A 20582-nucleotide genomic window follows, 5' to 3' on the forward strand; every position below is an offset into this window, starting at 1 on the left:
CCCCTCGTGCGAGGATTCGACTCAAGAACGCGATCACGCACGAAGGAGTGCACGTGCCCGGTGAGAATCTGTCCCGCGACGAGGCCCGTGAGCGGGCCGAACTGCTGTCCGTCGACGGGTACGAGGTGGTCCTCGACATCACCTCCGCGGTGGACGAGGCCGAACCGGCCGAGGGCCCACGGACCTTCCGTTCGGTGACGACGATCCGCTTCCGGGCCGCGGCCACCGGCAGCTCCACCTTCGCGGACCTCATCGCCCCCTCGGTGAACTCCGTCACCCTGAACGGGCGGGCGCTGGACGTGGCCACCGTCTTCGACGGCGCGCGGATCGCCCTGGACGACCTGGCCGCCGAGAACGTCCTGGTGGTCGACGCGAACTGCGCGTACAGCCGGACCGGCGAGGGCCTCCACCGTTTCGTGGACCCGGAGGACGGCGAGGTCTACCTCTACACCCAGTACGAGCCGGCCGACGCCCGGCGGGTGTACGCGAACTTCGAACAGCCCGACCTGAAGGCGCCCTACCGCTTCGAGGTGGCCGCCCCCGAGGGCTGGCAGGTGTGGAGCAACGGCGCGCAGGAGTCGTGCGAGGCCGGGGTCTGGCGGTTCGCCGAGACCCGGCCGATCTCCACGTACATCACGTGCGTGGTGGCGGGCCCCTACCACTACGTCACGGACACCTACACGCGCGGGGACCTGACCATCCCGCTGGGCGCGATGTGCCGCAAGGGCCTGGCGAAGCACTTCGACGCGGACGACGTCTTCCTGGTCACCAAGCAGGGCTTCGACCTCTTCCACGAGATCTTCGACTACCCGTACCCCTTCGGGAAGTACGACCAGGCCTTCGTCCCGGAGTACAACCTGGGCGCGATGGAGAACCCGGGGATGGTGACCTTCCGGGAGGAGTACATCTTCCGCGGCAAGGTCACGCAGGCCTCGTACGAGCGGCGCGCGAACGTCATCCTGCACGAGATGGCGCACATGTGGTTCGGCGACCTCGTCACCATGAAGTGGTGGGACGACCTGTGGCTGAAGGAGTCCTTCGCGGACTTCATGGGCTCCTTCGGGCTCGTCGAGGCCACCCGCTTCGACCAGGCGTGGGTCACCTTCGCCAACAACCGCAAGGCGTGGGCCTACCGCGCCGACCAGCTGCCGTCCACGCACCCGATCACGGCCGACATCCGTGACCTGGAGGACGCCAAGCTGAACTTCGACGGCATCACCTACGCCAAGGGCGCGGCGGTGCTGAAGCAGCTCGTGGCGTACGTGGGCCGGGAGGCGTTCCTGGAGGGCGCGCGCCGCTACTTCAAGGCCAACGCGTACGGGAACACCACCCTCGCCGACCTGCTGTCGGTGCTCGCCGAGGTCTCCGGGCGGGACATGGCCGAGTGGTCGCGGGCCTGGCTGCAGACGGCGGGCGTGAACGCGCTCACCCCGGTGGTGACGTACGACGCCGGCGGGCGCGTAACGGAGCTGGCGGTCGTGCAGGAGGGCGAGGAGCTGCGCCCGCACCGGGTCGCGGTGGGCCTGTACCGGCTGGAGTCCGACGGGTCCCTGGTCCGCTCCGCGCGGGCCGACGCGGACGTCTCGGGCGCGCGGACCGTGATCACCGAGCTGGCGGGCGCGGAGCGGCCCGACCTGGTCCTGGTCAACGACGAGGACCTCACCTACTGCAAGATCCGCTTCGACGAGGGTTCGCTGGTCACGCTGCGGGCCCACCTGGGCGACCTGACCGACCCGCTCGCCCGCGCGCTCAGCTGGTCGGCGCTGTGGAACCTGACGCGGGACGGCCTGATGCCGGCGCGCGACTTCGTCCAGCTGGTCCTGGCGCACGCGGGCCGGGAGACGGACGTCGGCGTCCTGCAGCAGTTGCACGCGCAGGCCCTGACCTCGGTCACCCACTACGCGGCACCGGACTGGCGCGAGCAGGGCGGCCGGGACCTGGCGGCGGGCGCGCTGCGCGAGCTGCGGCTGGCGGCGCCGGGGTCGGAGCACCAGCTGACCTGGGCCCGCTTCTTCGCCGCGAGCGCGGCCACGGAGGGCGACTTCCAGCTCCTGCTGGGGCTGCTGGAGGGCTCGGCCCGGATCGACGGGCTGGACGTGGACCAGGAGCTGCGCTGGGACTTCCTGCTGCCGCTGGCCGCGCACGGGGCGGTGGACGAGGCCGTGCTCACCGCCGAACTGGCGCGCGACGACACGGCGTCGGGCAAGCGGCACCAGGTGCGGTGCCTGGCGGCGCGGCCGTCGGAGGCCGTGAAGGACCAGGCGTGGGTGGCGGTCGTCGAATCGGACGCGCTGTCCAACGCGCTGGTGGAGGCGACGATCTCGGGCATGCAGCAGCCCTCGCAGCGGAGCCTGCTGGCGGCCTACGCGGGGCGCTACTTCGAGGTGATCGAGCGGGTGTGGGCGGACCGGTCGATCCAGATCGCGATGGACGTGGTGAAGGGGCTGTACCCGTCGCTGCAGGGCGACTCGGCCACGCTCGACGCCACTGACGCGTGGCTCGCCGCGCACGTCTCGGCTCCGCCGGCGCTGCGGCGCCTGGTGCTGGAGTCCCGCGACGACCTGGCCAGGGCCCTGCGCGCCCAGGCCTGCGACGCGGCGGCCGGCAACTAGCCCGCGGCGCCGCTGCCGGGGCTCCGCCCCAGACCCCGCCCCTCACACGCCGGCGAAGTACAGCCCCGCCGGCGTGTGAGGCGCGGGGGCCCGGGGGCAGCGCCTCCGCAACGGCGCCGCGCCCGGGCACCCGCGGCAGGGCCGCACCGCGCCCCCTGACCGGCGGAGCCCATCGGCAGTCGAACGCCCGTACTTTAGCCCCACCTTGTCCGGATTTGTCGACGAGCGTGTAACAGGGGTTAGCAAGGCCATGGCCTGAGGGAATCACCGCGTCATGAACCACAACGCACCCCTCCCCCTCGCCCACCTCACCGGCAGCCGCCCCCGCGTGCTCACCCTCGCCCAGCTGCGCGAGCACGGCGTCACCGCCTCCGACGCCGCCGAGCGGCCCTGGCAGCAGATCCTGCCGGGGGTGTTCCTGCTCCACTCGGGGCCCGCGACCAGCGAGGAGCGGCTGCACGCCGCGCTGCTGTACGCGGGACGGCGCGGCGCGGGCGAGGCCATGATCACCGGACTGGCGGCGCTCGCCCTGTACCGGTTCGCCTCCGCGCCCGCGCTGCTCGCCCTCTCGCACATCGACGTCCTGGTGCCCGGCACCCGGCGGCTGCGCTCCACCGGGGACGTGCGGATCGTGCGGACGCACACCCCGCCCCGATCGCAGGAGGTGACCGGCCTGCCGGTGGCGCCCGTGGCGCGGGCCGTCGCCGACGCGGTCTCCCAGCTCTCCGACGCCGGCACCGTACGCCGCCTGCTCAGCGAGGCCGTGCGCGGCGGGCACTGCGAACCGGCCGCCGTCGTCCGGGAGCTGACGGTGGCCCGGCTGCTGAACCGCCCGCACGTGGTCGACGCGGTCGAGTCGCTCCTCGCCGAGGGCCGCGCCATCGCCGAGGACCGGCTGTACCACCTCGTACGGGGCTACGAGCTGCCCGAGCCCGTGTGGAACGTGGACCTGCGGCTGCCCGGCGGCCCGCACCTCGGCGGGGTGGACGCGTTCTGGCCCGAGCAGTCCGTGGCCCTGGAGATCGACACGCGCGCCCCGCGCCAGGGCGAGGACGAGGAGTGGTCGGAGTCCGTCCGCAAGCGGGAGACGCTGGAGCGGCTCGGGGTGACCGTCATCCACATCACCCCGCGCAAGCTCCGTGACTGGCCCGAGCAGCAGGCCGCGGTGGTCCGCACGGCCCTGACGGCGTCCGGCGACCGCGAGCCCGCCGCTTATCTGGTGGTGCTCCCCAGGTGAGGCGAGTACTCCGGGGTGCTCCAGAGCAGCCGCCCCGGATGCAGTCCCTCCACCACCGACTCGACCCGGAAGCGGGTGCGGCGGCTCCCGTCGGCCCCGAACTCCGTCTCGGCCCGGCCGCTCAGCTGGAGGACCGCCCCGCTCTCCCAGTCCGGGAAGAGCAGCCCCGCCCGGGGATCGGCCGTCAGGTTCCCCAGGGTCAGGAACATCGCGTTGCCGGCGTAGTCCGGCCAGGCCAGCTCGGTCGGCGACAGCACCTCGACGAAGCCGGGGAGCCCACCCCGGTGACTGGCGTCGACCCCGTCCGCGTCTGCGGTGGTGGCGACGAAGAAGGTGTCGGCGGCGCGGACGGCCCGTTCCTGGCCGGGGGTGAGCGCGTGCCCGCGCCGCACGACACCGGCTCCTTGCGCGGCGAGCTCCAGGGGCTGCCGTTGCTGGAGGTACTTGGGGCAGTTGGCGAAGACCTGCTCGGCCCGGACCGCGAACCCCCGCCCGGTCGGCTCCAGGGTCCCGTTCAGCCGCATCCGGCGCCGGGTGCGCGGGTCGAGCGCGATGGTGCCGACCCGGGTCCCGTCCGTGGCCAGCGCGCCGGCGAGCGGATCGCCCGTCGGCAGTCCGCCGGTGACCGCGATCCGGTCCGGCCCGGTGGCCCGTACGAAGCCCGGCGGACCGGTGAGCAGGGAGGCCCACATCCGCCCGGAGCCGTCGGCCGCGCCGACGACGAGGTGCGGCTGGAGTCCGAGGAAGGCCGCGGCGACGTCCCGGATCCCCGAGCCGATCGAGCGGCCGACGTGCTCGGCGAGCTCCCGTACGCCGACCCGCTCCTGCACGGCCAGCGCGCCCGCGTGGTAGGCCCCGGACATCAGAAGAACCCGCAGGTCGGCGCGGACTCCACGGGGGCGGGCGCGCCCTCGACCCCGGCCGGTACGGAGATCTCCAGGCGGGTCCCGTCGGGGTCGTGGAAGAAGATCCCGCCGGAGGCCGCTCCCTCGCGGTGGGCGACGACTCCCTCGTAGGCGAACTCGACGCCCAGGTCGCGCAACCGCGTCTCGTACGCCCGTACCTCCTCGATCGCGCCGGCGGAGAACGCCAGGTGGTGCAGTCCGGCCGCGGTCGGTGCGTACGCCCCGTCGGCCTGCTGCCACAGGGTGAGGACGAGCTCGCCGTCCCGGCCCAGGAAGGCGAAGCGGCGGTCCTGCTCCTTGCCCTCGCCCAGCACCCGGAAGTCGAGGGCGTCCCGGTAGAAGGCGAGCGAGCGGTCGAGATCGGTGACGTTGAGGCCCACGTGTCCGGTGCGGAGCGTGCTGATGGGGGTCGTCATGAGGGGTCCTTCCCCGAAGAGGCGTACGAAGATTTCTAACCTTCTAAATTGACGTTAAGGGTTAGATCGAGAGGCGTCAACCGTTCACGTACTCTTGAGGGGTTAGTGACCCGCGCCCAGGAGACGAGACGGACATGACGGTGGCGGACCCACGCCCCCTGACCGGGGAGCCGGTCTCCCTCGACCTGCTCAACACCCGCTGGATGGCCGACGGGGAACCGCAGGACCTCTTCGCCGGGGCGGCCGGGCTGACCCGGGTCCAGGGACTCGCCGTCTGGCTGGAGAGCACCGGTCTCGCGGCGCGCTTCCGCGCCGACGCGGCGACCCTCGTGCACCTGCTGACCGCGCGCGAGGCACTGGCCCGCGCGGTCGCGGACCCGGCCGACGAGAGCGCCCGTGCGCTGGTCGACGCCGTGCTGGAACACGGACGGATCCGTGCCACCCTGACCGCCGAGGGCCCGGGCGAGCGCACCGAATTCGACGATCCGACCTGGGGTCCGGCCTGGACCGCGGCCCGGGACTACCTGGAACTGCTCGCCGGTCCGCCCGGCCGGATCCGCAAGTGCGCCTCCGGGACGTGCGTCCTGCACTTCCAGGACACCTCGCGCAACGGCACCCGGCGCTGGTGCTCCATGGCCGCCTGCGGAAACCGGGCGAAGGCCTCGCGCCACTACGCGCGCACGCGCGAGCGCTGAGACGCCCGAATCTGTCACACCCGCTCTGGGGCCGTTCCTCACGGCAAGGCGGGAAAGTCTACAAATCTACTCTTCAGCACCCTTGGTTCGCCCCACTGTGCCCCGGTACGGCCGCGCTGGCGCTTTCTCCGCACTGGCGAGAGTCCGCCATGTCAGGTCTCGGTCAATGACAACTCTCCCCAAAGAGCTGTCGCGTGAGGAAAGCTGACCGGTCATCCGGCACCGAAATCCGGACCGTATCTTTCACTTACCAGGGATGCTGATGACCCTCGAATCCCCCAGCTCCATACCCGGGGCCAGACGCGTCGCACGCGTCGCGGCCGCGGCCGGCCTGGTCGCCGCCCTCGCGGCCACCGGCGCCGGGCCCGTGTTCGCGGCCACCGGCGCCGACACCCCGGGCACCACGCCCGCGGTCAAGTCCGCCGACCAGAAGCTCGGTTCGGCCGACGCCGAGCTGCTCCAGGAGGCCAAGGCCAAGGGTGACGCGAACGTCACCGTCATGGTCGCGACCGCCCCCGGGCAGACCAAGCAGGTCTCCGACCAGCTGGGCGCCGTCCAGGGCGCCTCGGTGGGCCGGACGTACGACAACCTCGGTTACGTGCGGGCCACCGTGCCCACCGGCAAGGCGGAGGCCGCGCTGAAGGCGGCCGCCAAGCTGTCCTCGGTGCACGGAATCGACCTGCGGCACGAGATCCAGCTGCCGGACCCCCGTCCCGACGCCAAGGGCGAGGCGGGCCAGGTCAAGAAGACCGCCGCCGAGACCTACCCGGCGCCGGACAAGAACACCCCGGCGAAGAACCCGTACAACCCGTCCTTCGAGACGGGCGCCGTTGAATTCGTGCAGCAGAACCCGCAGGCCGACGGCCGCGGCGTGACCATCGGCATCATGGACTCGGGCGTCGACCTCGGTCACCCGGCCCTGCAGAAGACCACCACCGGCGAGCGCAAGATCGTCGACTGGGTCACGGCGACCGACCCGATCACCGACGGCGACGCCACCTGGCGCGCCCAGATCACCCCGGTCACCTCCTCCGGCGGCACCTTCACCGCGGGCGGCCAGAGCTGGAAGGCCCCCGAGGGCGCCTTCCAGTGGAGCCGGTTCAGCGAGTCGATCACCGCCAACGGCGACATGAAGGGCGACGTCAACCGGGACGGGGACACCACCGACCGGTTCGGCCTGCTCTACGACGTCGCCGCCGGCACCGTCCGCGTCGACACCGACCAGGACGGCGACTTCACGAACAACGAGCCGATGAAGCCGTACAAGGACGGCTACCAGATCGGCTGGTTCGGCACGGACAACCCGGCGACCGAGGTCGCCGAGCGCATCCCGTTCGTGATCGAGATCCGCAAGGACGTCCCGATGGACCCGCTGGGCGGTGATTGGGTCGGCAAGAAGGCCGACTTCGTCAACGTCGGCATCATCGAGTCCGAGCACGGCACGCACGTCGCCGGCATCACCTCCGCCAACGGCCTCTTCGGCGGCGCGATGAACGGCGAGGCGCCCGGCGCGAAGCTCGTCTCCTCGCGCGCCTGCTCCTGGTCCGGCGGCTGCACCAACATCGCGCTGACCGAGGGCATGATCGACCTGGTCGTCAACCGCGGCGTGGACATCGTCAACATGTCCATCGGCGGTCTGCCGGCGCTGAACGACGGCAACAACGCCCGCTCGGAGCTCTACAAGAACCTCATCGACACCTACGGTGTCCAGCTCGTCATCTCGGCGGGCAACGAGGGCCCCGGTGTCAACACCATCGGCGACCCCGGTCTCGCGGACAAGGTCATCTCCGTGGGTGCCGCGGTCTCCAAGGAGACCTGGGCCGCCAACTACGGCTCCGGCGTGACCAAGAAGTACAACATGTTCCCCTTCTCCTCGCGCGGTCCGCGTGAGGACGGCGGGTTCACGCCGACCATCACCGCCCCCGGCGCGGCCATCAACACCATCCAGACCTGGCTGCCCGGCGCGCCCGTGAAGGAGGCCGGCTACACCCTGCCGGCCGGTTACGGCATGCTCCAGGGCACCTCGATGTCCTCGCCGCAGGCGGCGGGCGCCGGCGCCCTGCTGATCTCTGCCGCCAAGCAGCAGAACATCAAGCTGACCCCGGCGAGCCTGCGCGTGGCGCTCACCAGCACCGCGAAGAAGATCGACGACGTCCCGGCGCACGCCCAGGGCGCCGGTCTGATCAACGTCCCCGCCGCGTGGGAGTCCATCCAGCGCGACGCGAAGGCCAACGAGTTCACCGTCAAGGCGCCGGTCGACACCGCGATCGACCAGTTCCTGAAGACCCCGGGCTTCGGCACCGGCCTCTACGACCGCGAGGGCGGCCTGAAGGTCGGCCAGAAGAAGGTCTACGACGTCGTCGTCACCCGCACCACGGGCGTCAAGTACGGCACCCGGCACGACCTGAGCTGGCGCAACAACGACGGCACCTTCAAGGTCGTCGGCGGCTACGACTACGTCACCCTGCCGCTGAACAAGCCCGTCACCATCAAGGTCGAGGCCAACGTCAAGTCGGCCGGCGTCCACAGCGGCATCCTGCAGCTGGACGACGAGACCACCGAGGGCATCGACAAGCAGATCCTGACGACCGTCGTCGCCTCCGCCCCGCTGGCGAAGCCGTCGTTCACGTTCTCGGACACCTCCTCGGTGCAGCGCAACAGCCACAAGTCGTACTTCGTCACCGTGCCGCAGGGCGCGAAGACCCTCGAGGTCGCCCTGGGTGGTCTCGCGGCGGGCAGCCAGACGCGCTTCATCTCGATCCACCCGTACGGTGTGGGCGTCGAGGACAGCGCGACCACCCAGTGCTACCCGAACTACGACAACCCGGCGAACAAGTGCCGCCCCGACCTGCGGTCGTACGCCGAGCCGCAGCCGGGCGTCTGGGAGATCGAGGTCGAGTCGCGCCGTACGTCGCCGCTGCTCGACAACCCGTTCAAGCTGGACGTCTCCGTCCTCGGCGCGGGCTTCGACCCGGCGGTCAAGGTCCTCCCCGAGGTCAAGCAGGGCACCCCGGCGCCGGTCCAGTGGACCGTCAAGAACGACGCCGCGGCCATCTCCGGCGGCAAGCTCAAGGGTGGCCCGCTCGGCTCCGCGAAGGTCGCCAAGCCGACCATCGCGAACGGTGAGACCCAGACCTCCGAGGTCACCATCGGCGAGGGCGTCTCCCGCCTCGACGTCGCCATCGGCAAGGTCTCCGACACCGGTGCGGACCTCGACCTCGAGGTCTACAAGGACGGCGTCAAGGTCGGCTCCTCCGCCGACGGCGACTCCGAGGAGGCCGTGAGCCTGCTCAACCCGGCCGCGGGCACCTACAGCGTCAAGGTCATCGGCTACGCGATCCCGGCCGGCACCACCACGTACGACTACCGCGACGTGTTCTTCTCCGCCGCCCTGGGCTCCGTCCAGGTCGACGAGAGCGCCTCGGTGAACCTCGCCAACGGCGCCTCCGCGTCCGTCTCGGCGAACGTCCTGGTCAACAGCGCGGCCCCCGAGGGCCGTCAGTTCTTCGGCCAGGTCCAGCTGCTCAACGCCCGCGGCACCGCCGCCGGCACCGGCAGCGTGCAGATCGAGAAGGTCCTCCCGTAACCCGGTAGGCACCTGAGACGACAGCGGGGGCGGTGCTCGTACGAGCACCGCCCCCGCCTGTTTCCCCCGGCCGCGCGAGAGGCCTACCTGCCCAGCGAGCGCAGCGACTCGGCGTAGGTGCCGACCGCGTGGGCGATCACGTCCAGGTTGGTGTCGAAGACCTTGAGGTCCAGGTTCTTCAGGGTGTCGCCCGCGCCGTGGTAGTTCGGGTCGTACGGGGCCCCCGCGGTGCCGCCGTAACGCCCGGCCTGCTCGGCGGTCTTGACGCCCTCGGCGCCGGTGAAGGTGCCGCCGGCCGGGATGCCGTTCGCGATGAAGGGGCCGTAGTCGGAGCGGCCGTCGAAGTCACTGCCCTCGTGCGGCTTGCCCTTCTTGTCGAGGAAGCCGTTGATCAGCGCCTCGATCTGCGCCGAGCCCGCCGGGCCGGCGCCCGCGCCCGTCTTGTCGGAGTCGTCGCCGTCGTAGACGAACTGCACCGGGTTCGGCGAGGCGATCATGTCGAAGTTCAGGTAGAGCGCGATGTCCTTCTTCTGCTGCTCCGACAGCTGCGCGACGTAGTGCTCCGAGCCCAGCAGGCCCAGCTCCTCCGCCGACCACCAGGCGAAGCGGACCTTGTTGGCGGGCCCCTTGCCCTTCTTGTTGGCGCCCTCGTCGGCCAGCTTCAGCGCCACCTCCAGCAGACCGGCCGAGCCGGAACCGTTGTCGTTGATGCCCGGGCCCTCGGGGACCGAGTCCAGGTGCGCGCCGAGGCTCACCACACGGTCGGAACGCCCGCCGCGGGTCTCGGCGATCACGTTGCGGGTGGTCTTCTTCACGTGCTCCTGGTCCAGGTCCAGGCGTACGCTCACCTCGCCCCGGGCCGCGGCCGCGGTGAGCGCCTCGCCGTCGGCGAGCGAGATGCCGGCGCTGGGGATGACGCCCTCGTCGGGCGAGGAGAACCCGCCGCGCACCGGGGTGGTGCCGCTGTGGTTGTAGACGATGACGCCGACGGCGCCCGCCGCGGCGGCCGCCCGCTGCTTCTCGACGAAGGTGCAGGCACCGCGCTTGACCAGGGCGATCTTCCCGGTGAAGGCGCCGGGCTGGTAATCGTCCGCCGTGCAGCCGGGGGTCTCGTCGACGCGTGCGAGGGCGAGCGGGGCGGCCAGGCCGCCTGTCGGGGTGGACTTGGTGAAGGTGAAGGCGGCGGTGGCCAGCTCGCGGCCCTCCGCTCCGAGGACCGTGGTCCTCTCGGTCTTGGTGTGCGCCTCGTGGATGTCGAAGTCCTGGTACGAGACCTGGTACCCGGCCTTCTTCAGCGTGTCGTGCACGTAGGCGGCGGAGGCGGCGTGGCCGGGCGTGCCGGCGGCGCGGTTGCCGCCGTTGGCGTCGGCGATCTGCTGGAACCTCGCCAGGTGGCGGTAGGCGCCGCGGGCGGTGACCTCCTCCACCAGCTCCTTGGCCAGCCTGCCCTCCCGCGGGTGGGCGGCCGCCGGAGTGGCGGTCAGCAGGACGGGTGCGGCGACGGCGGCGGCCGCGAGGGCGGCGAGCGCCGGTATGGACCGGCGGCGGTGGCGGATGGCGCGCACGGTGGATCTCCCCGAGTCGGATGTTCGTTCTGCGGTCGGCCACGTCCGGAATGCGGGTCATGGCAGATCGGACGCTAACCCGCTCTGACCTGGCAAAACGGATGTTCAGAGGCTCTGCAACAGGCCCGCCACGCACTCGTCACACGCGTTCACGATCAGGACACCGTCCGTTCCTCGGACAATGGATTGGACAAGGCTCGTGGGGTCGAACGCATGATGGCTCCACGCGCGCCCGCGTCGTACGTACCAAAGGAGTCACCGTGAGGGTCGGAATCGTCGGAGCCACCGGACAGGTCGGCGGAGTCATGCGCGGCATCCTCGCCGAGCGGAAGTTCCCGGTGGACGAGCTGCGGCTGTTCGCCTCGGCCCGTTCCGCGGGCTCGACCCTGGAGTGGGGGGGCAAGGAGATCACCATCGAGGACGCCTCCACGGCCGACTACTCCGGGCTGGACATCGTCCTCTTCTCCGCGGGCGGCGCGACCTCCAAGGCCCTCGCCGAGAAGGTCGCCGCCCAGGGCGCCGTCGTGATCGACAACTCCTCCGCCTGGCGCAGGGACCCCGAGGTCCCCCTGGTCGTCTCCGAGGTCAACCCGCACGCGATCAAGAACCGCCCGAAGGGCATCATCGCGAACCCGAACTGCACCACCATGGCCGCCATGCCCGTGCTGCGTCCGCTGCACGAGGAGGCCGGCCTGTCCGCGCTGGTCGCCACCACCTACCAGGCCGTGTCCGGCTCGGGCCTGGCCGGCGTCGCGGAGCTCGACGGCCAGATCAAGGCCGTCGCCGGCGAGGCGACCGCGCTCGTCCACGACGGCGAGGCCGTGGCGTACCCCGAGCCGGGTGTCTACAAGCGTCCGATCGCCTTCAACGTGCTCCCCCTCGCGGGCTCGATCGTCGATGACGGCTCCTTCGAGACCGACGAGGAGCAGAAGCTGCGCAACGAGTCCCGCAAGATCCTGGAGATCCCGGACCTCAAGGTCTCCGGCACCTGCGTGCGCGTGCCCGTCTTCTCCGGCCACTCCCTCCAGGTCAACGCCCGGTTCGCGAACCCGATCAGCGTAGAGCGCGCGTACGAGCTGCTGAAGGACGCCCCGGGCGTCGAGCTCTCGGAGATCCCGACCCCCCTGCAGGCCGCCGGCAAGGACGCCTCGTACGTGGGCCGCATCCGCGTCGACGAGACGGTGGAGAACGGCCTCGCGCTGTTCGTCTCGAACGACAACCTCCGCAAGGGCGCGGCCCTGAACGCGGTCCAGATCGCGGAGCTCGTCGCGGAGGAGCTCCGCCAGGGCTGATCACGGCGTGCGTACGACTGAGGGGCGGGTGCCCGACGGCGCCCGCCCCTCCCGCACGTCACGGCCTGCGGACCTCGAACAGGAAGCAGCCGAACTCGGCGGCGCGCACGTGCACGAGGACCACGGCGGGGTCCGCGAAGGCCTCGTCGAGGGCCCGCTCGATCATCCCATCGGGATCCGTGCCCAGTTCCAGGACCTGACCGCCGAGGATGTGCCCGCGGGCGTCGTACCGCCGCAGGGTGCGCCGCACGCCGGGGCGGGCGAACGGGTGGCCCGGCCCGTCCGACGGTCCGCCGCAGTCCTCGGCGTGGACGAAGACGGGCCCCTGCTCGTCGTAGGCACCCGGATCCACCCCCGTGGCGGCGGCCCAGCGCCGCAGCGGTGCGTACGAGACGAGCGCGATCAGCTCACCGGCCGTGCCGGGGCGCAGGCAGCACCGCAGCGGTGCCCCGCCCTCGTCGTCGGTGAACGGGACGCAGTCCCGCCCTGCGTCGTCGCGGTCGCGGAGCTCCTTGAGCGCCGTCTCTGCAATGGGCATCGCCCGGTATGCGCTGTTCATGCCCCTCAGCATGGCGCAGTCGACCGCCGCAATCCGGCAGGTTTCCGACGTCGTGTTCGCCGGTGGATTACTCCGCGCCGGTGACGCCCGCCTCGTGGAAGGATGACGGGGCAACGTCACCATCAAAGGAGATGACCGCGTGCCAGGCACGAATCTCACCCGTGAAGAGGCTCAGCAGCGGGCAAAGCTGCTCACCGTCGACTCCTACGAGGTCGAACTCGATCTCAGCGGAGCGCAGGAAGGTGGCACCTACCCGTCCGTGACCACCGTGCGCTTCCAGTCGGCCGAGGCCGGGGCGGAGACCTTCATCGACCTGGTCGCCCCCGCGGTGCACGAGGTCGTCCTCAACGGCAAGTCGCTCGACGTCGCGGCCGTCTTCCGCGACTCGCGGATCGCCCTGACGCACCTCGCCCCCGGAGCCAACGAGCTGCGGGTCGTCGCGGACTGCGCGTACACCAACACCGGTGAGGGCCTCCACCGCTTCGTCGACCCGGTCGACCAGCAGGCCTACCTCTACACCCAGTTCGAGGTGCCGGACGCGCGGCGGGTCTTCGCCAGCTTCGAGCAGCCCGACCTGAAGGCCACGTTCCAGTTCACCGTGACGGCTCCCGAGGGCTGGACGGTCATCTCGAACTCCCCGACGCCCGCAGCCGCGGACGTCAAGGACAACGTCTGGCGCTTCGAGCCGACCCCGCGCATCTCCACGTACATCACGGCGCTCATCGTCGGCCCGTACCACGCGGTGCACAGCTCGTACGAGGGCAAGGACGGCCAGTCCGTGCCGCTCGGCATCTACTGCCGGCCCTCGCTCGCCGAGTTCCTCGACGCGGACGCGATCTTCGACGTGACCCGGCAGGGCTTCGACTGGTTCCAGGAGAAGTTCGCCTACGACTACCCCTTCGCCAAGTACGACCAGCTCTTCGTCCCGGAGTTCAACGCGGGCGCGATGGAGAACGCGGGCGCGGTCACCATCCGTGACCAGTACGTCTTCCGCTCGAAGGTGACGGACGCGGCGTACGAGGTGCGCGCGGAGACGATCCTCCACGAGCTCGCGCACATGTGGTTCGGTGACCTGGTCACCATGGAGTGGTGGAACGACCTGTGGCTGAACGAGTCGTTCGCCACCTACACGTCGATCGCCTGCCAGGCCTACGCCGAGGGCTCGAAGTGGCCGCACGCGTGGACGACCTTCGCCAACTCCATGAAGACGTGGGCGTACCGGCAGGACCAGCTGCCCTCCACGCACCCGATCATGGCCGACATCCGTGACCTGGACGACGTCCTCGTCAACTTCGACGGCATCACGTACGCCAAGGGCGCCTCGGTGCTCAAGCAGCTCGTCGCCTACGTCGGCCAGGACGCCTTCTTCAAGGGCGTGCAGGCGTACTTCAAGGCGCACGCCTTCGGCAACACGCGCCTTTCCGACCTGCTGGGCGCCCTGGAGGAGACCTCCGGCCGCGACCTGACCGCCTGGTCGAAGGCGTGGCTGGAGACCGCCGGCATCAACATCCTGCGCCCGGAGATCACCACCGACGCGGACGGCCTGATCACCACCTTCGGCATCCGCCAGGAGGCGCCCGCGCTGCCCGCCGGCGCCAAGGGCGAGTCCACCCTGCGCCCGCACCGCATCGCGGTCGGCCTGTACGAGCTCCAGGACGGCGCCCTGGTGCGCACCGACCGGATCGAGCTGGACATCGAGGGCGCGCTCACCACGGTGCCCGAGCTGGCCGGCCGGGCCCGCCCGGCGGTCGTCCTGCTGAACGACGACGACCTGTCGTACGCGAAGGTCCGCCTCGACGAGGAGTCCCTCGCCACCGTCACGGCGCACATCGGCGACTTCTCGGAGTCCCTGCCGCGCGCCCTGTGCTGGGCCTCCGCCTGGGACATGACGCGCGACGGCGAGCTCGCCACCCGCGACTACCTCGCGCTGGTCCTGTCGGGCATCGGCAAGGAGTCCGACATCGGCGTCGTCCAGTCGCTGCACCGCCAGGTGAAGCTGGCCGTGGACCTGTACGCCGACCCGGCGTGGCGGGAGCAGGGCCTCGCGGCCTGGACCGAGGCCACGCTGGAGCACCTGCGTGCGGCGGCGCCGGGCAGCGACCACCAGCTCGCCTGGGCCCGGGCCTTCGCGGCCACGGCCCGCACCGAGGACCAGCTCGGCTACCTGTCGGCCCTGCTCGACGGCACGGCGGAGATCGAGGGCCTGGCCGTCGACACCGAGCTGCGCTGGACGTTCCTGGAGCGGCTCGCCGCGACGGGCGTCGCCGGGGAGGATGCCATCGCGGCGGAGCTGGAGCGCGACCCCACCGCGGCCGGTGAGCGCCACGCGGCCACCGCGCGGGCGGCGCGCCCGACGGCCGAGGCCAAGGCTCAGGCGTGGGCCTCGGTCGTGGAGTCCGCGGACCTGCCCAACGCGGTGCAGGAGGCCGTGATCGGCGGCTTCGTCCAGACCGACCAGCGCGAGCTGCTGGCCCCGTACACCGCGAAGTACTTCGCGGCGGTCAAGGAGGTCTGGGACACCCGCAGCCACGAGATCGCCCAGCAGATCGCCGTGGGGCTGTACCCGACGCTCCAGGTCTCCGCGGACACGCTGGACGCGACGGACGCGTGGCTGACCTCCGCCGAGCCGAACGCCGCGCTGCGCCGTCTCGTCTCGGAGTCCCGCGCGGGCGTCGAGCGCGCGCTGAAGGCCCAGGCGGCCGACGCCGCTGCCGCTCAGGTCTAAGGGCCTCCGGGCTCCGCCCGCACCCGCGGAAGCACCGCCTCCCGCGGGTGCGGCACCCCTGCTGGGGCTCCGCCCCAGACCCCGCTCCTCAAACGCCGGAGAGGCTCAAAGACCGGGGCTCCGCCCCGAACCCCGCTCCTCACACGCCGGAGGGGCTGGATTTGCCGGCGTTTGCGGCGCGGGCGGCGGCGGTCAGCGTTGCGCGGCGACGGCGCGCAGTGCGGCCAGGACGTGGGACAGCGCGGGCGCGGACTCGGCGCCCCGCCGCACCGCGGCGATCACGTGCCGCGTCGGCCGGTCCCGCGACAGCACCCGCACCGCCACACCCGACGCCCGGCTCGACACCATGCGCGGAACCAGCGCCACCCCCATCCCCGCCTCCACCATCGCCAGGATCGCCGTCCACCCGGACGCCGAGTGCGCCTGTTCCGGGACGAAGCCCGCGGCCTCGCACGCGCTGCGGGTGATCTCCGACCAGGGGCCGCTGCCCCCGTAGATCCACCGGTCGCCGGACAGGTCCGCCAGCCGGAGCCCCGCCGCGCCCGCCAGCGGATGCCCCGGCGGGAGTGCCACGTCCAGCGGGTCCTCCATGAGCGTCACCCGGGTGAACCGGGCGTCCCGCGCGGTCGGCGCGTGCGCGGCCAGCGACAGGGCCAGGTCCACTCCCCCGGCGGACAGGAGCTCGTACGACTCCGCCGCCTCGGCCTCCCGGACCCGTACCTCCACCCCCGGACGGGTCTCGCGCAGGGCCGCCACCGCCGGGACCACGAGCGCCGGCACGGCCGTGGAGAAGGCGCCGACCCGTACCTCGCCCGCGTCCCCGGCCAGATATCCGGCCAGCTCCGCGTCGGCCGCCTCCAACTGCGCGAACACCGCCTCCGCGTGCCGCAGTACGAGATGGGCCGCGTCGGTGAGGCGGACCCGCCGGCCCTCGGCCTCCAGCAGGGTCACCCCCAGCTGCCGGGCGAGGTTCGTCAACTGCTGCGAAACGGCCGAGGGCGTCATGTGCAGCGCCTCGGCCGCCCGGGTCACGGTCCCCCGTTCGGCGAGGGCCCGCAGGATCCGCAGCTTCTTGATGTCCCACTCGGTCACGGGCCCGAACCTACCGCCGTGCACCGAGCCCGACACCGCCCAGGATCAGCGCCATGCAGAGCAGTTGGGCTCCTCCCGTGTGCTCGCCCAGGAGGAGGAAGCCGAGCCCCGCCACGCACACCGGCTGGAGGTAGTAGACGACTCCGGCCCGGGCCGCCCCGATGAGCGTGATCGCCTTGTTCCAGGCGAAGAAGGCGACGGCCGAGGAGAAGACCCCGACGTACAGCAGCGGTCCGACCGTCCCGGTGGTGATCTCGAAGCCGCCCTGGACGGAGACGGAGACGGCGTAGACGGGTGCCAGCATCAGCGCGCCGAGCACGAAGGTGGTGATCAGGAAGGCCAGTCCGCCCAGTTCGGCGGGCTTGCGCTTGAGCAGGGCGCTGTACGTGGCGAAGGAGAGGGCGGCGGCGAACATCCACAGGTCGCCGGCGCCGAAGTCGAAGCCGAGGGAGCCGTCCCCGACGAGCAGCAGCACGCCGAAGGCGGCGAGCAGCATGCCGAAGGTGCGCCGCTTGCCGAGCCGTTCTCCGCCGATGCGGGCGTAGAGCGCCATGATGACGGGCGAGGCGGCCATGATCATGCCCATGTTGGAGGCGGAGGTGGTCAGTCCGGCCTGGTGCACGAGGGTGTTGTAGAGGGCGACGCCGAACAGCGAGGCGAGGGCGACGTAGCCGAAGTGCCGCCGGATCAGGGCCCGCTGCTGCCACGCCTGGCGGGCGGCGAAGGGGGCGACGGCGACGAGGGCGATGATCCAGCGCCAGAAGACCGCCTGGACGGGCGGGACGGTCTCGGCCATTCCGCGGGTGGCGACGAAGCTGCCGGACCAGACGACCGTCGCGAGCAGCGCGAGGAGCACGCCGAGCCCGGCGACACCCTTTCTGCGGGTGGTGCCGGGCTCGGTCTGCGAGACGGTACGGACGCGGTCCATGACGGCCACTGTGGGTCTGCTCCTCGGAGTCGGCGGGTGGTGCGTGTGCCCTACCGTCGCACTTCGCCATCCATCAGGTCCATCGAAATGTTCTGATCGTTCTTTTCAGGAGAACTGAACGGTTGACTGGTGCGGGCAGCCGCGAGCTGGCCGGCGACGGTGGCCCCGAAGGCGATCGCCATCCCGGCGAGCTGGACGGGCGAGAGCGCCTGCCCGAGCGCCGCCCAGCCGATGACGGCGGCGGTGAGCGGGGAGAGCGGGCCGAGCAGGGTGACCGAGGTCGCGGTGAGCTGTCCGATGCCGCGGAACCAGAGCCAGTACGCGATCCCCGTGTTGATCAGCATCATGTAGCCGTAGCCGAGGAAGGCGCGGCCGTCGAGCACGGGCGGGGCCCCTTCGACGAGGGCGGCCACCGGGATGATGAACAGTCCGCCGGCGGTGAGCTGCCAGCCGGTCATGGCCAGCGGGCCGACGCCCTCGGGGCGGCCCCAGCGCTTGGTCATGACAGTGCCGGCGCCCATGGAGGCGGAGGAGATCACACCGGCGACGACACCGACGAGGTCGAGCTCCGCCTCGGCGGTCAGGACCACCATGCTCACGCCGAGCGCCCCGACGACGGCGGCCAGTACGGTGCGCAGGCTCGCCCGCTCCCCGAGGACGAGGGCGGCGAGTCCCACGACGAACAGCGGGCCCACGGCGCCCAGTACGGCCGCGACACCGCCGGGGAGCCGGTAGGCGGAGAGGAAGAGGAGCGGGAAGAAGGCGCCGATGTTGAGGATGCCGAGGACGGCGGACTTCCACCACCACGCGCCCTTGGGCAGGGTGCGGGCCAGGGCGGTCAGCAGCAGGCCGGCGGGCAGGGCCCGCATGACCCCGGTGAACAGCGGCCGGTCGGGCGGCAGCAGTTCGGTGGCCACGGCGTAGGTGGAGCCCCAGGAGATGGGGGCGAGGGCGGTCAGGGCGACGGTGGCGAGGCGCTTCATGGCGGGTGGCTCCCCTGTCGGGTGAGGAAGGCGGGAGGGGGCGGAGCGGTTCAGGCGGCGACGGCGGCCGGCCGGCGCTGCGGGGCCGCTCCGTCGCCGGGGACGGCCGCGGTGCCGACCGCGGCGGCCGGCGGCTCGGCGTGCACGGCTCCGGCCGGCAGGTGCGGCTCCAGCCGGACCAGTGCGAGGGCGGCGCCGAGCGCGGCGACGGTGAGGACGGCCCAGGGCAGGCGGCCGTCGACGGCGAGCAGGGCGGTGAAGAGGGAGGGGGCGAGCGCACTGGCCAGCGAGTAGGACAGCTGGTAGGTGGCCAGGTAGCGGCCGCGGACGGCCTCGGGGGCGGCGGAGACCGAGAGGGCGCCGCCGGAGGGGCTGTGCACCAGTTCGCCGAGGGTGTAGACGACGACGATGGCGAGCAGGGCGACCAGGGTCACTGTCCGGCCGGGGCGCAGCGTGCCGAGCACGATCTGTCCGACGAAGGCGGCGGCGAAGAGCAGGGCGCCGAGGGCGGCCGCGCGGGTGCGGCGGGCACCGGAGCGGCGGACCCGGCCCGCGATCAGCACGCCGATCCCGGCGCACAGGACGGTGTTGACGGTGAAGGCGGCTCCGGTGAGCGAGTCGGGGGCCGCCAGCCAGCTGGAGAGGTAGAGCGGGAAGAGGACGGAGAGGGCGGAGTAGCCCAGCGCGGTGAGGAAGTTGGCGGCGGTGAGGCCGAGGAAGGGGCGGTCGCGCAGGACCATCCGGTATCCGGCGGGAGCCCGCCTCACGGAGCCCGTCGTGGCGTCGCGGACCGGGCGGACCCGGCTGACGAGCAGTCCGGCGAGGGCGAAGGCGAGGGAGTTGCCCCAGGCGGTGTACGTGAACCCGCCGGTGCCCCACAGGGCCAGCACGCCGGAGACGAGCAGGGCGCCCGCGCCCATCCCGGCGTTCTGCAGGGCCCGGGTGGAGGCCTGGAGCCGGTCGCGGGCGGCGCCCCGCGCCACCTCGCCGATCAGGGACTGCTGCACGACGCTGAAGGAGCGGTCGGCGAGCGCGGTCACCAGGGCGACGGCCGCGAAGGCGGGCAGGGAGCTCGCGAAGGGGTAGAGGGCGAAGCCGAGCGCCCGTATCCCGTAGAGCACCAGGTTGACCCTCTTGGCGCCGAACCGGTCGACGGCCGAGCCGGCCAGCGGCATGAACGCCAGTCCGGCCAGGCCGGTGACCGTCATGACCAGGCCGACGAGGGTGAGGGAGAGGCCGGTGACGTGGTGGAAGAAGACCAGCGAGAACGGGACGTACATGCCGATCCCGACCGCGCTGATGCCGATGCCGAGGAGAAGCGACCGCTCCCCCGCGACCTTCGCCTCCCCGGTGGTGGCTGCCTTGCTCCTGAACACCGTCATGACGGCCCCTCCCCCAGATTCGGTTGCTGGTAAGTAGCTTATCGCTAAGCTACTTTTCGTCAAGCAACTTTCTTGCGAACGATCTCAGGGAAGCGGAATACTGCACTCATGAGTGACGACAAGGACGCCGTCGACGCGATAACGGCCCAGTGGTTCGCCGTGCGCCCCGACTTGGACACGGTCCCCATGGCCGTCTTCGGACGCATCTACCGGATCGCCAAGGCCATGGGCGACGCGATGGAGGAGCGCTACGCGCGCTTCGGCATCTCGCGCGGGGAGTTCGACGTCGTCGCCACCCTGCGCCGTTCGGGCGCCCCGTACACGCTCTCGCCCCGCCAGCTCTCGGCGACGCTCATGCTCACCACGGGCGGCATGACCGGGCGGCTGGACAAGCTGGAGAAGGCCGGGCTGCTCTGCCGCAAGCCCGATCCGCACGACCGGCGGGGGCTCCAGGTGACGATCACCGACCGCGGCCTCGCGCTCATCGACGAGGCGGTCGTCGCCGGCCTGGAGGTGCAGCGCGACGCGCTGACCGGGCTGAGCGACGAGGAGGTCGGCGTACTCACCGGCCTGCTCCGCAAGCTGCTGGCCGGCATCTGAGGCAC

General features: G+C 71.8%; 15 protein-coding genes. 7 read left to right on the forward strand and 8 right to left on the reverse strand.

Translation table 11 applies throughout. The features are described 5' to 3' along the window. The first annotated feature begins 53 nt into the window (after nucleotides 1–53). Both pepN (ACZ6JT_RS10380) and ACZ6JT_RS10385 read left to right on the forward strand, forming a co-directional pair. Nucleotides 54–2612, forward strand: coding sequence for an aminopeptidase N (gene pepN, locus ACZ6JT_RS10380; RefSeq protein WP_469209037.1), 2559 nt, complete (start codon nucleotides 54–56; stop codon nucleotides 2610–2612). A 274-nt stretch (nucleotides 2613–2886) separates the two neighbouring features. Then, on the forward strand, nucleotides 2887–3849 hold the full coding sequence (locus ACZ6JT_RS10385) for a hypothetical protein (RefSeq protein WP_469209038.1): 963 nt from the start codon (nucleotides 2887–2889) through the stop codon (nucleotides 3847–3849). Here the strand turns inward: ACZ6JT_RS10385 and ACZ6JT_RS10390 are convergent. Together ACZ6JT_RS10390 and ACZ6JT_RS10395 are read right to left on the reverse strand one after the other, a co-directional pair. Further along, entirely contained in the window at nucleotides 3825–4712 is an 888-nt protein-coding gene (locus tag ACZ6JT_RS10390) for a pyridoxamine 5'-phosphate oxidase family protein (protein WP_469209039.1), read from the reverse strand. The two genes, ACZ6JT_RS10385 and ACZ6JT_RS10390, sit on opposite strands and share 25 nt — an antisense overlap. Further along, on the reverse strand, nucleotides 4712–5170 hold the full coding sequence (locus ACZ6JT_RS10395) for a VOC family protein (RefSeq protein WP_469209040.1): 459 nt from the start codon (nucleotides 5168–5170) through the stop codon (nucleotides 4712–4714). The genes ACZ6JT_RS10390 and ACZ6JT_RS10395 overlap by 1 nt, the downstream gene beginning before the upstream one ends. 134 nt (nucleotides 5171–5304) lie before the next feature. Here ACZ6JT_RS10395 and ACZ6JT_RS10400 point away from each other — a divergent pair, with 134 nt between their 5' ends. Together ACZ6JT_RS10400 and ACZ6JT_RS10405 are read left to right on the forward strand one after the other, a co-directional pair. Beyond that, nucleotides 5305–5865, forward strand: coding sequence for a CGNR zinc finger domain-containing protein (locus tag ACZ6JT_RS10400; RefSeq protein WP_469209041.1), 561 nt, complete (start codon nucleotides 5305–5307; stop codon nucleotides 5863–5865). A 262-nt stretch (nucleotides 5866–6127) separates the two neighbouring features. Beyond that, on the forward strand, nucleotides 6128–9451 hold the full coding sequence (locus ACZ6JT_RS10405; RefSeq protein WP_469209042.1) for a S8 family serine peptidase: 3324 nt from the start codon (nucleotides 6128–6130) through the stop codon (nucleotides 9449–9451). Nucleotides 9452–9534: 83 nt separating this feature from the next. Here the strand turns inward: ACZ6JT_RS10405 and ACZ6JT_RS10410 are convergent, their stop codons facing one another. Next, nucleotides 9535–11016, reverse strand: coding sequence for a M28 family metallopeptidase (locus ACZ6JT_RS10410; protein WP_469209043.1), 1482 nt, complete (start codon nucleotides 11014–11016; stop codon nucleotides 9535–9537). A 260-nt stretch (nucleotides 11017–11276) separates the two neighbouring features. Between ACZ6JT_RS10410 and ACZ6JT_RS10415 the strand changes: the two genes are divergently transcribed. Continuing rightward, entirely contained in the window at nucleotides 11277–12308 is a 1032-nt protein-coding gene (locus ACZ6JT_RS10415) for an aspartate-semialdehyde dehydrogenase (RefSeq protein ID WP_469209044.1), read from the forward strand. A 58-nt stretch (nucleotides 12309–12366) separates the two neighbouring features. Here ACZ6JT_RS10415 and ACZ6JT_RS10420 read toward each other — a convergent pair whose 3' ends face one another. Beyond that, the gene (locus ACZ6JT_RS10420; protein WP_469209045.1) at nucleotides 12367–12867 is read right to left on the reverse strand and encodes a DUF1203 domain-containing protein; all 501 of its coding nucleotides are present in this window, start codon (nucleotides 12865–12867) and stop codon (nucleotides 12367–12369) included. Between the two features lie 139 nt (nucleotides 12868–13006). On the opposite strand from ACZ6JT_RS10420, the gene pepN (ACZ6JT_RS10425) reads away from it, so the two are divergent. Beyond that, nucleotides 13007–15592 carry an aminopeptidase N gene (gene pepN, locus ACZ6JT_RS10425; RefSeq protein ID WP_469209046.1) on the forward strand — a complete coding sequence of 862 codons (2586 nt, stop codon included), beginning with the start codon at nucleotides 13007–13009 and terminating at the stop codon, nucleotides 15590–15592. Nucleotides 15593–15784: 192 nt separating this feature from the next. On the opposite strand, the gene ACZ6JT_RS10430 is transcribed toward pepN (ACZ6JT_RS10425), so the two are convergent. From ACZ6JT_RS10430 to ACZ6JT_RS10445, 4 genes are read right to left on the reverse strand one after another with little or no spacing between them, the layout of a single operon-like run. After that, nucleotides 15785–16684 carry a LysR family transcriptional regulator gene (locus tag ACZ6JT_RS10430; protein ID WP_469209047.1) on the reverse strand — a complete coding sequence of 300 codons (900 nt, stop codon included), beginning with the start codon at nucleotides 16682–16684 and terminating at the stop codon, nucleotides 15785–15787. Between the two features lie 10 nt (nucleotides 16685–16694). Further along, nucleotides 16695–17621 carry a DMT family transporter gene (locus ACZ6JT_RS10435; protein WP_469209048.1) on the reverse strand — a complete coding sequence of 309 codons (927 nt, stop codon included), beginning with the start codon at nucleotides 17619–17621 and terminating at the stop codon, nucleotides 16695–16697. Between the two features lie 41 nt (nucleotides 17622–17662). Next, nucleotides 17663–18595 (reverse strand): EamA family transporter, encoded by a 933-nt coding sequence (locus ACZ6JT_RS10440; protein WP_469209049.1) that lies wholly within the window; start codon nucleotides 18593–18595, stop codon nucleotides 17663–17665. 50 nt (nucleotides 18596–18645) lie between these two features. Beyond that, nucleotides 18646–19977: an MFS transporter gene (locus ACZ6JT_RS10445; RefSeq protein WP_469209050.1), complete on the reverse strand. Its 1332-nt coding sequence runs from the start codon at nucleotides 19975–19977 to the stop codon at nucleotides 18646–18648. A 108-nt stretch (nucleotides 19978–20085) separates the two neighbouring features. Here ACZ6JT_RS10445 and ACZ6JT_RS10450 point away from each other — a divergent pair, with 108 nt between their 5' ends. Further along, a complete protein-coding gene (locus tag ACZ6JT_RS10450) occupies nucleotides 20086–20577 on the forward strand; it encodes a MarR family winged helix-turn-helix transcriptional regulator (protein ID WP_469209051.1) in 492 nt (163 codons plus the stop codon). The last annotated feature ends 5 nt before the right edge of the window (nucleotides 20578–20582 follow it).

The organism is Streptomyces sp. NPDC046308 (assembly GCF_055588065.1).

Bases quoted from the DNA above. Each gene is read 5' to 3' on its own strand.
- ACZ6JT_RS10450 (WP_469209051.1), top strand. From the start codon at position 20,086: ATGAGTGACGACAAGGACGCCGTCGACGCGATAACGGCCCAGTGGTTC.
- ACZ6JT_RS10400 (WP_469209041.1), top strand. From the start codon at position 5,305: ATGACGGTGGCGGACCCACGCCCCCTGACCGGGGAGCCGGTCTCCCTC.
- ACZ6JT_RS10405 (WP_469209042.1), top strand. From the start codon at position 6,128: ATGACCCTCGAATCCCCCAGCTCCATACCCGGGGCCAGACGCGTCGCA.
- ACZ6JT_RS10420 (WP_469209045.1), bottom strand. From the start codon at position 12,867: ATGAACAGCGCATACCGGGCGATGCCCATTGCAGAGACGGCGCTCAAG.
- ACZ6JT_RS10385 (WP_469209038.1), top strand. From the start codon at position 2,887: ATGAACCACAACGCACCCCTCCCCCTCGCCCACCTCACCGGCAGCCGC.
- ACZ6JT_RS10390 (WP_469209039.1), bottom strand. From the start codon at position 4,712: ATGTCCGGGGCCTACCACGCGGGCGCGCTGGCCGTGCAGGAGCGGGTC.
- ACZ6JT_RS10395 (WP_469209040.1), bottom strand. From the start codon at position 5,170: ATGACGACCCCCATCAGCACGCTCCGCACCGGACACGTGGGCCTCAAC.
- ACZ6JT_RS10445 (WP_469209050.1), bottom strand. From the start codon at position 19,977: ATGACGGTGTTCAGGAGCAAGGCAGCCACCACCGGGGAGGCGAAGGTC.
- ACZ6JT_RS10440 (WP_469209049.1), bottom strand. From the start codon at position 18,595: ATGAAGCGCCTCGCCACCGTCGCCCTGACCGCCCTCGCCCCCATCTCC.